Below are 15,804 nucleotides of genomic sequence, written 5' to 3' on the forward strand. Positions count from 1 at the left end.
ATGTCCGGCAAAGTGCCCGCAAGCGCGAGCGGCCAGCCACTTCCCGTCAGAGACGTGGAAGTGGTGGCCCCGAACTTCAAGAAGCGGCTTTCGGGCGTCACCAGCACAATCGTGCAACTGGTGCCCAAACAGGCCGAGAGCCTGGCCATCACAACCGTGGGGCCGGGCCTTCCCGACACACTGCCGAAGCTGCGCTGGTGGCAGGTGCCGGGTCTTTTGCTGAAACCCCATAACCGTCCGTTCCGTGTCTGGCATGCCCGGCGCAATCCAGAGATGCTGGCCGGTGTGGTGCTGCGCGATGTTTTCCGCGCGCCCCTGAAACTGGTCTTCACCTCCGCCTCCCAGCGCCATCACACGCGCTGGACGCGCTTTCTGATCAAGCGCATGGACCGCGTGGTGGCGACGAGCCGCAAGACTGCGAGCTATCTCGAGGTCCCCAATCAGGTTGTGATGCATGGCATCGACACCACGCGCTTCTCGCCGCCGCCAGGCCCCGCCGAGGGGGCGGCGGCTGTTGGCATGCCTGAAGGGCAGCGCTATGTCGGTTGCTTTGGCCGGGTACGGCATCAAAAGGGCACTGATCTCTTCGTCGATGCAATGATTGCCTTGCTGCCGGAGCGGCCGGGCTGGTCTGCGATCATCGCCGGTCAGGCGACGCAGCCGCACGCCGCTTTCGAGGCAGGGCTGAAGGAAAAGGTGCGCGCTGCCGGACTTGCCGACCGTGTTCATTTCGTTGGCACCCGCGAAGACATTCCCGCCTGGTACCGTGCGCTTTCGCTTTTCATCGCGCCGCAGCGCTGGGAAGGGTTTGGCCTGACGCCGCTTGAAGCGATGGCGACGGCGGTGCCTGTTGTCGCCACGGATGTGGGCGCATTCTCCGAGTTATTGGAAAATAGCGGTGCGGGCACGCTTGTTGCCGTTGATGATCTCGGTGCGATGGTCTCTGCGGTAGCGCGTTACATGGACGACGACGCCTTGCGGGGCAGGGCAGCCGATGCAGCGCTTTTGCATGCACGGTCGCATTTTCCCCTTGAAGGTGAGGCAAAAACGCTGAACGGGATCTATGAGGATCTGTGGCGAAAGGCTTCAAAGTGAAGATCGAAGGCTTCATCATTCACCTTCAGCGCGCGACCGCCCGGCGACAGCAGGTGGATCATCTTCTGAAAGAACTGCCGGTCAAGGCCAGCGTGGTGAACGCGGTGGACGGTCAGGCAATGAGCGATGAAGAGATCGCAGGCCATTATGTGAAGGAGCTTCACCGGCCGGCTTATCCGTTCGCCCTGCGCAAATCCGAAGTGGCCTGCTTCCTGTCGCACCGCAAGGTGTGGCGCATGATCGTGGAGCGCGGGCTCGATGCGGGGCTGATCATCGAAGACGATGTGGCGCTCGACGTCGCGCTTTTCGGGCGCTGCTTCGAGATGGGGAAGGCCGCCTGCAAGGGGGCTGCCTATGTGCAGTTTCAGACGCGGCCTGTGAAAGGCGCTTTTCGCACTGTTGCACGCGGTGATGGGATTGACGTGGTTTCGCCCGAAATCACGCAATTGCGCACGTCTGCCCAGCTGGTTTCGCGCGAAACGGCGGAAAAACTGCTCGATCTCAGCGAACGTTTCGACCGTCCGGTGGACACCTTTCTCCAGATGCGCTGGCTGACGGGCATCACGCCGGTCTGCGTTGTTCCGTCTGGCGTTTCCGATCGCACGCAGGAGACGGGCGGCAGCACGATTCAGGGTGGCAAGACGCCCTGGCAGCGGGTCTCGCGTGAGTATCACCGCTTCATGTACAGGCAGGCCGTGCGACGCCTGTCGGCTGCAGACCGATGCTGATTCTGGTCATCAATCTCGACCGGGAGAAAAAGCGTCTTCAACACATGCGCAAGGAGTTCTCCGCGCATGGGCTCGCGTTTCAGCGTGTTGTGGCGGTTGATGCCGCCCGGCTTTCCGACGAGACCATTGCGGCGTATCGAAAGGGCAAGCCGAATTTCTACGAACTCGGCGTCGGTGAGGTGGCCTGTTTTCTTTCCCATCGAAAATGCTGGGAAATCGCGGCGGAAAGTGCGGAAAACCACACGCTTGTGTGCGAGGACGACCTCTTTCTGGGCGAGAATGCCGGGGAAGTGCTGGCCAGTGGAGACTGGATGCCTGCCGACGGCGGGATCGTGAAGGTGGAAGCGTCACGCTTCAAGACCCTTGTGGGCAAGGTTCCCGTGGCGGAAATTGCGGGCCATGGCGTCTTCGCGCTTCATCGCGATTATGCCGGTGCGGGCGCCTACATCATCTCCCGCGACTGCGCGCGCGAACTGCTGGCGCTGACGGAGACGTTTTGCGATCCTGCGGATCAGTTTCTGTTCAACCGTACGGTGCCGGGGTGGCATGGCAGGCCGATCTATCAGCTGATGCCCGCAGTGGCGATCCAGGAAGTTTTTCTGAAACCGGCATCCGGTCAGGCGCTTGGCAGCGCTCTGCAGGGTGAGCGGCGCACCAAGCGGCGTACGGGCTTTGACAAGCTGCGCCGTGAAGCGGCGCGCCCCTTCGAGCAATTGGGTGGGGTGATCAGCGGCGTGGTAACCGGACTTTTCTCCGACCGTCGCTGGGTGCGTGTCCCTTTCCGCTGAAAGGAAGGGACGGATCTCACCACAATGATGGGCTCTTGTTGGTTAAATTAGATCTCGCCCGATTTATGCGGCAATTGATATTTTATAAGGTCGTTTATTGCGACTCAGGAGTCGGTTTAATCTGATTTCTGCAATAAATTGGCAGTGTCGAGTAAATGAAGCTATACCTGATAAACCTTCGCAGGGCAGAAGATCGCCTGGCGCTGCTCCGCGAGCGTTTCGGGGCGGCGGGGCTTGAGGTTACGCGCGTCGAAGGCGTCGACGGCAGATTGCTGGACCAGTCCGAGCTGGATCGGCACATTTCCGGGGAAGGGCGCTGGGGACGGCTGACGCCGGGCGAGGTCGGCTGTTTTCTGAGCCATCGGGCCTGCTGGCGCGCCCTGCTTGAGGATGGCGGGCGCTTTGGCGCTGTCTTTGAGGATGATGTTCTGCTTGGCGAGAATGCCGGCGCGGTTCTGGGCGACACTGCCTGGATCCCCAAGGACGCGGATATCGTGAAGATCGAGACGACCGCATCCCGTGTCTTTTTGGACGCAGAAGCCCGTGGCGCTGTCGATGGTCGAGCGCTCCATCGTCTGCGTTCATCGCACTATTGCGCGGCGGGTTACATCGTCTCGCGCGATTGCGCGCAGAGGCTTCTGTCGCAGAGCGAAGCATTCTGCGAGGCGCTGGACGATTTTCTCTTCAGTGGTCTCTCGCCGGTCTTCAAGTCATCGAGGATCTATCAGCTTTCACCGGCGATCTGCGTTCAGCAATGGGAAACGACGGGCGACGGCAGAACGCATGACCCGCACACCAGCATTGAAGGGCGCGACGACAAGGTGAAGCGCAGGCTGCCGCCAGGCGAGAGGCTGCGCGAGGTCTGGGGTAAGGAAAGCCGGACGCTGACAAACAAACTCATGGGACTTGCCGGTAAACGCCGGCGGCAGGTCGTGGAGTTCCGTTAAGATGCAGGATCCGTCTTCCTGGCTTTCCAGCCGTGATCAGATCGCACCTGATTGGCGAGACCGCATTTTCGTGTTCTGGCTGGGGCCAGCGGAGCTTTCCGAAACGCGGCTTGAGGGGCTGCGAACACTGACAACAAGCGAATGCAGGGTCCACCTCGTGACCGAGCAGACGCTTGCGAGCTTTGTTCTGCCCGGACGACCCTTCCATGCGGCGTTCGCGTTTCTTTCGCCGATCCACCAGTCCGATTATCTGCGCGCCTATTTCATGCATCATTTCGGCGGCGGCTACACGGACATCAAGCGCTGCCACGCTTCATGGAAACCCGCATTTGAGGCAATCGAGCGGGAAGAAGCGCTTGGCGCGGGATATGGTGAAGTGCCGGGTGGCACGGCGCGTTTCCATAAGTCGAAAATCGCGGGCCAGCGGTATTTTCTGGATAGGCCGGCCGGTGCGCTGGAGATGGCCTGGCGCTATCGCAGGACAAAGCGGCTGCGTGGGCATGTGATCGGCAACGGCGCTTTCATCTTCCGGCCTGACACGGAACTGACCGGTCGCTGGCTTTCGATTGTCGAAAAGCGGCTGGATATTCTTCTGCCGCATCTCAAGGCCAATCCCGCGCGATACCCGAAGGAAGTGCCGGGCGTTGATTATGGCGACGGGCCTTCACGCTACCCGGTGCCGTGGAGCTTTCTGCTTGGGGATGTGCTTGCGCCGCTCACGCTCGAATATCACCGGCGCATTCTGCAACTGGTGCCCGCGCCCGATTTCGAAAACTACGAATAGCAATGCCGGGTAAGTGCAGGAAGTCGCGATATGCAGCTTCCGCGTGCCTAGTCTATGGCGACGAGGCCTTCGTCCTTGACCTGGCGGATGGTGAGCGCGGTGCGCACCGTGTCGACATTGGGCGCGGAGGTTAACTGCTCGATCACGAAGGTCTGGAAGGTGGTGAGGTCCGGGGCCACGCAATGCAGCATGAAGTCGGAATCGCCTGACACCATCCATGCGCGGCGCACGATTGGCCATTTGAGCGTGCGCTCGGCAAACGTCTTGAGCTCCGTCTCGGACTGGTAATGCAGCCCGATGAGGCAGAACGCCACCACGTCGAGACCAAGGGCCGGTGAATTCAGGAGGGCGCGGTACCCCTTGATGATGCCGCTCTCTTCGAGCCGTTTGACACGGCGAAGACAGGGCGGGGCGGAAATGCCGACGCGCCGCGACAGTTCCACATTGGTCATTTTGCCGTCGGCCTGAAGCTCGCGCAGAATTTTCCAGTCGATTGCGTCAAGATCGGCCTGTAGCGGCATTGTGTTTCCCAATTCTGTTGCCATATCGCCGTGCGTCCATCTCGGCGCACAAAGGACGATCTACATTTTACTGGAGCATCGGAACAGCCCGAAATGCGGAAACGCCCCAGCGCGCGAGAATCTCTCCTGCACGCAGACCGAAATTAGGGCATGCGTCATGGCAAGCCAAGCAATGCATTTGTTTGCGATGGGCTCTATCCACCGTGTTTGAGGGTATGCAGACTGCGATAAACAGCGGTAGCGGCGTTCGGTAGCTGTTGGAAACGCATTCCTCGCCTTGCACAATCGGGTGGTGAATACTTAGATCATGTCACCGAATTGTCCGGATGGTGGCCTAATAGGTCGGCCGTCCAGAAAATGCGTATCGTTGGCGGGTGGCTGCTTTGATGCGCGCTGAGCCAGAATTGTAGCCGGCAAGCGACCTGATGTCAGCTTCTGCAGGCCATCGAGGAAGAAAGGATTCACTCCATGTCACGTCGTCATGCACCCGTTCTCATCATTGGTTCGGGGCCGGCCGGATACACGGCCGCCATCTATGCGGCGCGCGCCATGCTGAAGCCTCTTCTCGTTGCGGGCATGGAGCAGGGCGGTCAGTTGATGATCACCACCGAGGTGGAGAATTATCCGGGCTTTCCCGATCCGATCCAGGGCCCCTGGCTGATGGAGCAGATGCGCGGCCAGGCGGAGAATGTCGGCGCGGAAATCGCCAACGACCTGATCGTGGAAGCGGATCTTTCCTCGCGCCCCTTCCGGCTCAAGGGCGATTCCGGCACGGAATACACCTGTGACGCCCTCATCATCGCCACAGGCGCAAAGGCGAAGTGGCTTGGCCTGCCCTCCGAAGAAACCTTCATGGGCTTCGGTGTCTCGGCATGCGCCACCTGCGATGGCTTCTTCTATCGCGGGCGCGACGTCGTGGTGGTCGGCGGCGGCAATACCGCGGTCGAGGAAGCGCTTTATCTTTCCAATCTCGCCAAGACCGTAACGCTGGTTCATCGCCGCGACGAACTGCGCTCCGAGCGCATTCTGCAGGAGCGCCTGCTGGCGAAAGAGAATGTGAAGGTCATGTGGGACACGGTGATCGATGAAATCACCGGCACCCCGGCCAAGCCGCCAATGCCGGCATCGGTAACGGGCGTGCGCCTCAAGAATGTGCATTCGGGCGAGGTTTCCGAGCTGGCAACGCACGGCGTGTTCGTGGCCATTGGCCATGCGCCGGCGGTCGAGCTGTTTGAAGGCAAGCTGAAGCAGAAGCCGAATGGCTATCTCTGGACGCAGCCGGGCACGACACAGACCGATGTGCCGGGTGTGTTTGCAGCGGGCGACGTTGCCGACGATGTCTACCGCCAGGCGGTCACGGCGGCGGGCCTTGGTTGCATGGCGGCGCTTGAAGCGGAAAAATACCTGGCGGCGCTGGAAACAGAAAAGGCGGCTGCCGAATAGAGCGGGAACAACACGCAACGACAGCCGGGCGGCAACGCCCATAACGGTACGAGCGCCTGACAGAGGAGAACGAGGCGTTGGACTGGGACAAGCTCAGAGTTTTTCACGCTGCCGCAGAGGCTGGCTCGTTTACGCACGCCGCTGAGATACTGCATCTTTCGCAGTCGGCGATTTCGCGCCAGGTGAGTGCGCTGGAGCAGGAAGTGGGCGTGCCGCTTTTCCATCGGCACGCGCGCGGCCTCGTTCTGACCGAGCAGGGCGAGATGCTCTACCGCACCGCGCATGAGGTGCTGATGCAGCTCGAAAGCGTGCGCGTGCGGCTGACCGAGGCGAAGGATCGCCCATCCGGCCTGTTGAAGGTCTCCACCACGGTGGGGCTCGGCACGGGCTGGCTGACGGAGCGTCTGCCGGAGTTCATCGAACTCTATCCGGACATCGAGTTGCAGCTGATCCTCGACAATGAGGAGCTGGATCTGACCATGCGGCAGGCCGACTGCGCCATTCGCATGCGTCAGCCGCAGCAGCCGGATCTCATTCAGCGCAAGCTGTTCACCGTGCATTTCCACCTGTTCGCATCACCATCCTATGTGAACAAGCATGGCAAACCATCGTCGATCGCGGATCTGGACAAGCACCGGATCGTGACGTTTGGCGAGGCAGTGCCGCCGCATCTGAGCGACATGAACTGGCTGGAGACCGCTGGCCGCCCGGAGGGCCAAAAGCGCCAGACCGCGCTTCAGATCAACAACATCCTGTCGATCAAGCTGGCCGTTCAGCGTGGTGCCGGCATCGCGATGCTGCCTGATTATGTGGTCGGCAAGAGCAACGATCTCGTGCAGCTTATGCCCGAAACGGCGGTGCCATCCTTCGACACCTATTTCTGCTATCCGAACGTGATGAAAAATCAGGCAAAGCTGCATGCCTTCCGCGATTTCTTGATTTCAAAATCGCGTCATTGGGCATTTTGACGCAGTATTTCCAAAGAAATACGGCGTGTCATGCAAAATTGCATGGGTGAATTGCAAAATCATGTGGTTGTTATTTAGGCGGCGATTGCCCATATGAGAAGCACTCCCGGGGGCGTTCTCCTCCCATTTGCCCCCGCGAGTGTTCCCCTCTGGAGGTTTCGCCTATATGGCACTTCCAATGACTAAGCCGGATCTCTTTTGATCCGGCTCTTTTTTTATCTGCATCCCAAAATCGCGATTGTCAGCGATAGAGCTGTTCGTTTTCGAGCCCCGCATAAAGCGCGGCAACCTCTTCGCCATAGCCGTTGAAGAGCTGCGTGGGCACGGTCTCGCCCGTGTGGAGGACACGCTCTTCCGCCTGGCTCCAGCGCGGATGCGGAACCTGCGGGTTCACATTGGCCCAGAAGCCGTATTCGCTGGCCGCGATCTCTTCCCAGAAGCTGACGGGCCGCTCTTCCGTGAAGCTGATCCGCCGGATCGATTTGATGGACTTGAAGCCGTATTTCCAGGGCAGGGCGAGGCGCAGGGGCGCGCCGAACTGTTTTGCAAGCGGCTTGCCATAGACGCCCGTCACCATGAAGGCGAGGTCGTTGGCCGCTTCCTCCATCGTGACGCCTTCCACATAAGGCCAGGGATACCAGACCTGTTTCTGTCCGCCGGCAACGCTCGGGTCGTTGAACGTCTCGAAACGCACATAGCGGGCGGCTGAGAGCGGACTGGCGAGCGCCACAAGGGCGGAAAGCGGAAAACCCGTCCACGGCACGGTCATCGACCATGCCTCAACGCAGCGATGCCGGTAGAGACGTTCTTCCAGCGGCATGCGTTTGACCAGATCCTCGAAGGCGATGGTCATGGGCTTTTCCACCAGACCGTCGATCTCGATGTCCCACGGATGGGTGGGCAGCGCCTGTGCGGCGCGCGCGATCTGCTTGTGGGAACCGAATTCGTAGAAATTGTTGTAGGCGCTGCTGACGTCTTCCGGCGTCACGTCACGTTCGATCGTGTAGGCCGTGTTGCGCTCTGCCGGATAAAGCGCGGCGGTGCGGCCTGCGGCGTCATCCCCGCCTTGCGCCCGTGCCATCCCGGGCAGCAACCCGGCGCCGGCAATCGCGCCCATGCCAAGCCCCAGCCCTTTCAGAATGGTCCGGCGGTTGGCGAAAACGTCTTCCGGCGTGGCCGCATGTTCGGCTACCGCCCAGCGCGGGCGGCGGTGGATGGCGGGCATGGCTTTCTCCAGCTTGCTTTTCCAGTTTGTCCAAGTGGTAGGGCCAGATGCCCGCCTGTCAAAATCACACGACTTCACGATTGTGTGCCGCAGGGGCTGAAGCCCTGCGGCTGTTGCCGCTTACGCCGCCTTCCCCTGCGCGTTCATTGCGGCGTCTGCCAGCCGCCCCGTAAGCTCGGCCATATGATCGAAGCTTGCGCGATAGCCCGCCACGCCTGCCGTGGCCGAGCGCAGTTCGATGATCAGGTCGCCGGTCTCCGATGCCGGGATCATCGCTTCCACCACGTCCCAGCCGTTCCAGCCGGGGCGCGCGTCAAAACCGAGTATCTGCCCGCGTCGCTGGGAGAGGATGGCGGTCACCCGCGCCGTCGCATCGGACGGCGTGTGTACCTCCACCTTGAGGATCGGCTCCAGCAAAACAGGCGAACAGTCGCCAAGCCCTTCTTTCATGGCCAGCCTGCCGGCAAGCTGGAAGGCCATGTCGGAGGAATCGACGCTGTGATAGGAGCCGTCTGCAAGGTTCACCGCCACATCGATGACGGGAAAGCCAAGCGGCCCGCATTTCAGATAATCGACGACGCCGGCTTCCACGGACGGGATGTACTGCTTGGGCACCACGCCACCGGTGATCGTGTCGGTGAACTCGAAGCCCGAGCCGCGGGGCAGGGGGCGGATATCCAGAACCACATCGCCGAACTGCCCGTGCCCGCCCGACTGCTTCTTGTGGCGGCCACGCTGGGTGGTGTTTTTGCGGATCGTCTCACGGTAGGCGACGCTGGGCGGGGCAGTGGTGATCGGCACCTGGTATTTGCCTTCCAGCCGCTCGCGGGTGACGCGCAGGTGCATCTCGCCCTGGCCGCACAGCACCGTCTCTCCGGTTTCCTGCCGCTGTTCGAGGCCAAGTGCTGAATCTTCCTCCGCCAGCTTCTGCAGGCCGAGCGAGAGCTTTGCCTCGTCCTTTCTGTCGCCGGGCCGCACAGCCATGGAGTAGACGGGCTGAGGCGGCTCAAGCGCGATCAGCGGCGCAATCGGCGTCTTGCCGGTGGTGAGCGTATCGCCTGTCCGCACGTCGTCCAGCTTGCCGAGAGCAACCGTTTCGCCGGCCTGTGCGCTGGCGACCTTGTTCTGCTCGCGGCCAAGCAGCGTGTAGATGCCCGAGACCTTGTCGGATGCCTTCTCGTTGCGCACTTCCGTTCCGTCGGTGAGCGTGCCGCACAGCACGCGCGAGACCGAGAGCTTGCCGCCATGGGGCGTGTGGATGGTCTTCATGACCTGAAGAACCGTGTCGTCCGTCTCCTGCAGGCCAAGACGCTCGCGGGTGGCTTCGATGTCGGGTGAATCGTGCCGGATCGACTTCAGCAGCCGCAGGATGCCATTGCCCTTTTCCGCCGAGCCGATGAGAACCGGCGTAACACTGCCGTCGCGCAAATCGGCCGCCAGATCGTCGAAGATCGCATCGCGCGGCGGCTCGATCTCTTCGAGCAATTGCTCCATCAGCTTGTCGTCGTGGTCGGCCAGCGTTTCCAGCATGGAGAAGCGGGCCTCCACCTCGCGCGCCCTGTCGTCGTCGTCGATGGGCGCGATCTCGCTGCTGGCGTGTTCGCGGTAGATATAGGCGCGCTCAAGCGCCAGATCGATGGAGCCGATGACAATGCCGTCCTTGCGCAGCGGGATCTGGCGCAGCATCAGCGGTGTGTCGCTGGTCGGCTGCAGCATCTTCAGCATGTCGCGCACGCCGAGCGTGGCATGCTCGATCTTGTTGAGAAAGATCATGCGCGGAATGCCCAGCTCGTCCAGCCGGTGGAGGGTGAGCTGAAGGGCGGCGATCTTCTTTTCGTCGGGTTCCGTCACGACGATGGCCATGTCGGCAGCCGCCAGAACGGGATCGGCCTCGTGGGCGAATTCAATCGAGCCCGGGCAGTCGACGAAGGTCATGCTCTCGCCCAGAAACTCCGTCGTGGCGATGCTCGCCTCGACGCTCATCTGGTGCTCTCTGGCCTCTGCCGAATGATCGCCGACTGTTGCGCCGGAGCCGGTCGCGGCCTGTTTCATTATGGCGCCGGTACGTTCCAGAATGGCTTCAAGAAGGGTGGTCTTACCGCTTGCAAACGGACCGACAATGGCGATGCATTTCGGTCCGCGGCTTCTTTCTCCCGAGCGTGTTCCCATGGCTGGCGGTCTCCTGTCACGCGTTTCACCCACACGTTTCATGAGCGGCGGCCGGCCTCGGCGGCCGTCGCGCGGTCGTGGCGCGTTGACGGATGATCAGGAGCATTCTGCGCCCTTGAGAAACCCGTGCGTGGCATCTGCATGCCGGAGCGCCGACGTTCTCCGTGAAAATATCGTCACACGGCTGCGTGTTTTGGGCAAGGGGCGTCAGGCTGAGAGAGCTAGCGCCCGACGTTCAGTGAGGCCGGGCGCTTCTCGAAAAGGGGGCAGAGGCTGCGGTTTTCCCAGATAATAGCCCTGAAAGCGATTGCAGCCGGCCGAGCGGGCCAGCCGGAACTCTTCCTCTGTTTCGATCCCCTCCGCCACGATGACGAGATCCTGAATGCGCGCGATCTGGGTGAGGGCGGAGACGAACACCTGGGCGATGCGGTCATCGTCCAGATTGTGAATGTAGCTGCGGTCGATCTTGATCGCATCGATGGGCAGCGTCTTGATGTAGTTGAAGCCGCAGTGACCCGTGCCGAAATCGTCGAGCGCAATGTGGAAGCCCATCTCGCGCAGCCGAACGATGCGGGCGATGATCTCCGGCGTGGCGGCGGTGGCCACGGTTTCGGTAATCTCGAGAATGAAGCGGTTGGCCTGCGCATCCGTCTCCTGCAGAACGCGGTCCAGCATGTGCACCAGACCATCACGCTTCAGCTGCTCGCCCGAGACATTGATGCTGATGCGGTTGTCGGGGAAGCGGTGCAGATCGAGGCAGGCCCGGCGGAAAACCCATTCGCCGATCATGTCGATCAGGCTTGACCGTTCGGCAATGGGGATGAACTCGCCCGGCGATATCATTCCGCGCACCGGGTGTCGCCACCGCACAAGCCCCTCCACGGCCGCGCGGTTTCGCTCCGTGTCGGTGATCACCTGATAGTGCAGTTCGAGTTCGTTGAGGTAGACGGCCGCCCTGAGTTCACGCTCGAGAAGACGGCGCTGACGTTTCTCCGACAGCATGTCCGGATCGAAAAACGTCACCCTGCCGCGTCCTGCGCCCTTGCTTTCGTAAAGAGCCAGATCCGCCAGAAGCGGCAGTTCCTTGTGGCTGCTCGCGTGCTGTGGCGCGACGGCAATGCCGATGGAAGCGCTGAGCGGCACCTGATGTCCTTCGCAGGCGCGCCCGTCCTGCAGCATGGCAAGCAGCTTCTGGGCGCGCGTGCGGCAGCGGTTGAGGTCATTGCCGTACATCAGGATGGCGAACTCATCGCCGCCCAGCCGGCCAATGGCGCAGTCGGGAAAGCAATGCCGCGCGCAGGCGACCAGATGCGCAAGCGCCTCATCGCCGAACTGGTGGCCGAAACCGTCATTGAGCTGCTTGAAATGGTCGAGATCGACGAGCAGGAGCATGATGCGTCGCGGCTTGGACAGCGTGCCGATGCTTGCGCTCAGTTCGTCAAGAAAACGGCCGCGTGTGAGCGCGGTTGTCATGAGGTCGGTTTCGGTGACCCTGTGGCGCTCGGCTTCGATGCGCACGGCATCCTGAAGCTGCTGTGAAACGGTGCGTCGCAGATAGGTGAGCAGGGCCAGGCCTGCGACACTGAGCACCATGCAGGTCAGCAGCAGCCAGGTCGTGAAAGCGCTTTCCTCAGGCGGCGCAAAATAGGCGATGGCCACCATCGCCGTCGCTGAAATCAAAAGCGCTTGAACGCCGCTGTAAAACCGTTCGCCATTACGCTGCACGGTGGAGAGGATGCTCATGCCCCCGCTTTCTCCCCAAGGCCCCTGGAGACGGAGAGAACAATACGAAACTCTAAGGGGGCGTTAAGAATGTTGCGCGGCAAAAAAGATATTTTGCCGCGCAATCAAAACGCCCCCTAGGGCAATTACTTCAGCGATGCGGTGAAGCGCTGAATCCGGTTGCAGGCTTCTTCAAGAAGCTCTTCCGACGTGGCGTAGGAAATGCGGAAGTTCGGGCCAAGACCGAAGGCCGAACCATGCACCACTGCAACGCCTTCGGCTTCCAGAAGCTCGGACACGAAGTCTTCGTCGGTCTCGATGACCTTGCCCGAAGGCGCGGTCTTGCCGATCAGCTCGGCGCAGGACGGATAGACGTAGAATGCGCCTTCCGGCACCGGGCAGTTGATGCCCTTCGCCTGGTTGAGCATGGAAACCACCAGATCGCGGCGGCCCTGGAAGATCGCCTTGTTTTTGGTGATGAACTCCTGCGGACCGTTGAGCGCCTCGACGGCGGCCCACTGTGCGATGCTGCATGCGCCCGAGGTCTGCTGACCCTGGATCATGTCCATCGCCTTGATGAGCTCGATGGGCCCGGCCGCATAGCCGATGCGCCAGCCGGTCATGGCATAGGCCTTGGAGACGCCGTTCATGGTCAGCGTGCGGTCATAGAGCTTCGGCTCCACCTCGGCGATGGTGAAGAATTTGAAGTCGCCATAGGTGAGGTGCTCATACATGTCGTCCGTCAGCACCCACACATGCGGATGCGCCATGAGCACGTCGGCGAGCGCCTTGAGCTCGGCTTCGGTGTAGGCTGCGCCCGACGGGTTGGACGGCGAGTTCATGATCAGCCATTTGGTCTTCGGCGTGATGGCTTTTTCAAGCGCATCCGGGGTCAGTTTGAAGCCGTTGTCGATGCTGGTCTCGGCGAAGACGGGCGTGCCGCCGCAGATGGAAACCATCTCGGGATAGCTGACCCAATAAGGGCTCGGGATGACAACTTCATCGCCGGGATTGAGCGTCGCCATCATGGCGTTGAATAGGATCTGCTTGCCACCGGTGGCGACGATGGTCTGCTTCCAGTCATAGTCGAGATTGTTCTCGCGCTTGAACTTGGCGGCAATTGCCTCGCGCAGCGGCTGGATGCCGGAGACCGGCGTGTATTTCGTTTCGCCGCGATTGATCGCGTCGATGGCTGCATTCTTCACATTGTCCGGCGTGTCGAAATCCGGCTCGCCTGCGCCAAGACCGATAACGTCGCGGCCCTGCGTTTTCAGTTCGCGCGCTTTCTGGGAAACCGCGATGGTAGCGGAGGGTTTTACGCGTGAAAGGGCATCGGCAAGGAAAGCCATAATGGAAGACTCCGGTTCCTGTGAGATTTTACGCTGAGGATCAGCGTTTCCCTTCTTGTCCGATCACGAGCAAAATCGCAAGCCGCCAGCGAATTTGCAGCGTTAAACCAGTCGTTAACCGCGAATAAAGGCTGGGGTGCCATTCTGCCGGGATTGAATGACGACTTGCAAGGAAGCGCAGAATGTCGCGCAGCATCGGCCTGGCCCACATCGTCCGACAGGCGGACGCAAGTGCAGTGGGTGTCTGGGGGGGCTACACATTAAGAACCGCCTTCCAGCCGATCTTCTCCTTTCGCGGTGGACGACTTCTGGTGAGCGCCTATGAGGGGCTGTTGCGCCCTTTTCGCGATGGCCAGCCCGTGGGGCCGGGCATTTTCTTCTCCAGCATACCCGAAGTCGACCGTTTTCACGTGGAGACGCTGGCGCGAACCGTGCATCTTCTGAATGCCGGTGTATGCCTGAACCGGGGGGCTTCCCTGTTCGTCAATTTCGACCCGTCGCATTTCGTGGATGCTGCTTCTGCGACAATCGCCCTGCGGGACATTCAGACAGTGCTGGCCGAGGCAGGCGTCGAGCCGCACCGCGTGGTCTGTGAGATCACCGAGCAGGAAACCGGTTCCGATGCGTCCCTGCTTGAGTTTGTGCGCGCCCTGAAAGGCTTTGGTTACCGCGTGGCGGTGGACGATTACGGCGCCGACAATTCCGACATGAAGCGGATTGAGGCTCTGGGACCGGACATCGTGAAGTTCGACGGGGCGTGGACGGCGCGCCTGCTCGCTTCCGCCTCCGGCGTCAGCCTGCTCACCGACATGGTCAGCGCGTTTTCCGAAAAAGGCATTCGCACGGTTTTCGAAGGCATCGAAAACGGCGAGCAGCTTCAGCTGGCCGAGCGCTGTGGTGTTTCGATGGTGCAGGGTTTTGCGCTGGCAAAACCGCAGCTTGCGCCGGGTGCGTTCGATGAATTCGAAGTCGCGCGCGAGACTGCGCGCAAGGAAATCCTTTCCAATGCAGCGGCCCGTCTGGAGCGGAGCAAGCCAGCGGATGACACTTCGTCTGCGCCTGCTGCGCGTGCAAGGCGCACATTTGGCCGGCGCGGAGCGTGATGTCATGGGAGCCGTGACTGTCCCCGGCGCGCCTGCCGGATCCATCATCGCCGATGAAATCGGTCTGGAGACAGGATTCCATGGAGCCTACCGGCTGAAATCCTTTTATCAGCCGGTCTTCCGTGTCTCCGGCGAGAGCCTTGAGCCGGAGGCGCTGGATGCCTGCGCAAAGCCAATGCTCGATGGACAGCCCGTCGAGACAGAAATGTTCCTGCTGTCGGTCGCCCCGGAGCGCGAGCGGCAGGTGCGAACACTTTGCAGTCTCCTGCACATTGGAAACTGCCACCAGATGCGTGAGGACGGTCTGTCGCTGCATCTGGGGTTCGACACAGAGCGGCAGAGCGACGCGGATGCGATGAGCCATCTTGCCTTCATGCTCGCGCGGCTTGCGCAGACCGGCGTTGCGCCTCAGGCGCTTGTCTGCGGTTTCCGGGCTGCTCCGGATCCGCTGGCAGAAGTGTCGGAGCGCCTTCTGGAGACGATGCGCAGCAGCGGTGTGCGCCTTTCGGTCGATGGTTTCGGACCGGGGCAGAGCGCGCTTGAGCGCGTCGAGAAGCTGCGGCCTGAAATCGTCAAGATTGATGGGGGCTGGTTCCGCCGGATCGCGCCCGTTGCGCCTGCCAGACGCCTCCTTGCAAAGCTCGTGGAAGGGCTGAAGCGGCAGGGAGCCAGCGTTCTTGTGAAGGGTGTGGAGACACCCCCGCAGCTCGAAGCGGCGCTGGATGCCGGGGCAGATCTGGTGCAGGGCGATCTGCTTGCAAGGCGGGCAATGGCCGGGTCGGTGCAGGAGCTTGGCCCACTCGAAATCGACCGCTTTTTCCGGGATCCTGAAAAGGTTGTCGTTTCATTGCGTTAGAGCGTCGGGCCGAAAAAGTGGAATCCGGTTTTCGGGCACCCCGATGTTCCATCACGGGCCTGTATCGTTCCTTGGCCTCCAGAGAAGCGACCGGCGATCCAGACCC

The 15,804-nt window shown here is 61.3% G+C and carries 14 protein-coding genes; 9 read left to right on the forward strand and 5 right to left on the reverse strand.

The genetic code is table 11. The features are described 5' to 3' along the window. The 5 genes from AC4PTT_RS07050 to AC4PTT_RS07070 all read left to right on the forward strand — a co-directional run bounded on the left by AC4PTT_RS07050 (position 1) and on the right by AC4PTT_RS07070 (position 4,342). Positions 1-1,095 (forward strand): glycosyltransferase family 4 protein, encoded by a 1,095-nt coding sequence (locus tag AC4PTT_RS07050; RefSeq protein ID WP_492162381.1) that lies wholly within the window; start codon positions 1-3, stop codon positions 1,093-1,095. Further along, positions 1,074-1,823: a glycosyltransferase family 25 protein gene (locus AC4PTT_RS07055; RefSeq protein WP_283799554.1), complete on the forward strand. Its 750-nt coding sequence runs from the start codon at positions 1,074-1,076 to the stop codon at positions 1,821-1,823. The genes AC4PTT_RS07050 and AC4PTT_RS07055 overlap by 22 nt, the downstream gene beginning before the upstream one ends. Then, entirely contained in the window at positions 1,817-2,611 is a 795-nt protein-coding gene (locus tag AC4PTT_RS07060; RefSeq protein WP_492162382.1) for a glycosyltransferase family 25 protein, read from the forward strand. The genes AC4PTT_RS07055 and AC4PTT_RS07060 overlap by 7 nt, the downstream gene beginning before the upstream one ends. 155 nt (positions 2,612-2,766) lie before the next feature. Beyond that, positions 2,767-3,558: a glycosyltransferase family 25 protein gene (locus tag AC4PTT_RS07065; protein ID WP_492162383.1), complete on the forward strand. Its 792-nt coding sequence runs from the start codon at positions 2,767-2,769 to the stop codon at positions 3,556-3,558. A gap of 1 nt (position 3,559) precedes the next feature. After that, positions 3,560-4,342, forward strand: a complete 783-nt coding sequence (locus tag AC4PTT_RS07070; RefSeq protein WP_283799557.1) for a glycosyltransferase family 32 protein — start codon at positions 3,560-3,562, stop codon at positions 4,340-4,342. A 47-nt stretch (positions 4,343-4,389) separates the two neighbouring features. On the opposite strand, the gene AC4PTT_RS07075 is transcribed toward AC4PTT_RS07070, so the two are convergent. Continuing rightward, the gene (locus tag AC4PTT_RS07075) at positions 4,390-4,863 is read right to left on the reverse strand and encodes an Lrp/AsnC family transcriptional regulator (protein ID WP_113155759.1); all 474 of its coding nucleotides are present in this window, start codon (positions 4,861-4,863) and stop codon (positions 4,390-4,392) included. A 468-nt stretch (positions 4,864-5,331) separates the two neighbouring features. On the opposite strand from AC4PTT_RS07075, the gene trxB reads away from it, so the two are divergent. Together trxB and AC4PTT_RS07085 are read left to right on the forward strand one after the other, a co-directional pair. Beyond that, positions 5,332-6,306, forward strand: coding sequence for a thioredoxin-disulfide reductase (trxB, locus tag AC4PTT_RS07080; RefSeq protein ID WP_492162384.1), 975 nt, complete (start codon positions 5,332-5,334; stop codon positions 6,304-6,306). A 77-nt stretch (positions 6,307-6,383) separates the two neighbouring features. Continuing rightward, entirely contained in the window at positions 6,384-7,274 is an 891-nt protein-coding gene (locus AC4PTT_RS07085) for a LysR family transcriptional regulator (RefSeq protein ID WP_113155757.1), read from the forward strand. A 241-nt stretch (positions 7,275-7,515) separates the two neighbouring features. On the opposite strand, the gene msrP is transcribed toward AC4PTT_RS07085, so the two are convergent. The 4 genes from msrP to AC4PTT_RS07105 form a co-directional block, all read right to left on the reverse strand. Further along, the gene (msrP, locus tag AC4PTT_RS07090; RefSeq protein ID WP_206548208.1) at positions 7,516-8,499 is read right to left on the reverse strand and encodes a protein-methionine-sulfoxide reductase catalytic subunit MsrP; all 984 of its coding nucleotides are present in this window, start codon (positions 8,497-8,499) and stop codon (positions 7,516-7,518) included. Positions 8,500-8,619: 120 nt separating this feature from the next. After that, entirely contained in the window at positions 8,620-10,668 is a 2,049-nt protein-coding gene (locus tag AC4PTT_RS07095; RefSeq protein ID WP_206994110.1) for an elongation factor G, read from the reverse strand. 207 nt (positions 10,669-10,875) lie between these two features. Further along, complete coding sequence (locus AC4PTT_RS07100; protein WP_492162385.1) at positions 10,876-12,411, reverse strand: putative bifunctional diguanylate cyclase/phosphodiesterase; 1,536 nt, start codon at positions 12,409-12,411, stop codon at positions 10,876-10,878. 125 nt (positions 12,412-12,536) lie between these two features. Continuing rightward, positions 12,537-13,739, reverse strand: a complete 1,203-nt coding sequence (locus AC4PTT_RS07105; RefSeq protein ID WP_492162386.1) for a pyridoxal phosphate-dependent aminotransferase — start codon at positions 13,737-13,739, stop codon at positions 12,537-12,539. A gap of 182 nt (positions 13,740-13,921) precedes the next feature. Between AC4PTT_RS07105 and AC4PTT_RS07110 the strand changes: the two genes are divergently transcribed. After that, positions 13,922-14,842 carry an EAL domain-containing protein gene (locus AC4PTT_RS07110; RefSeq protein WP_206548206.1) on the forward strand — a complete coding sequence of 307 codons (921 nt, stop codon included), beginning with the start codon at positions 13,922-13,924 and terminating at the stop codon, positions 14,840-14,842. A gap of 4 nt (positions 14,843-14,846) precedes the next feature. Then, positions 14,847-15,698, forward strand: coding sequence for an EAL domain-containing protein (locus AC4PTT_RS07115; protein ID WP_492162387.1), 852 nt, complete (start codon positions 14,847-14,849; stop codon positions 15,696-15,698). Positions 15,699-15,804: the final 106 nt, after the last annotated feature.

It is taken from the genome of Nitratireductor sp. WH36-1, assembly GCF_058725515.1.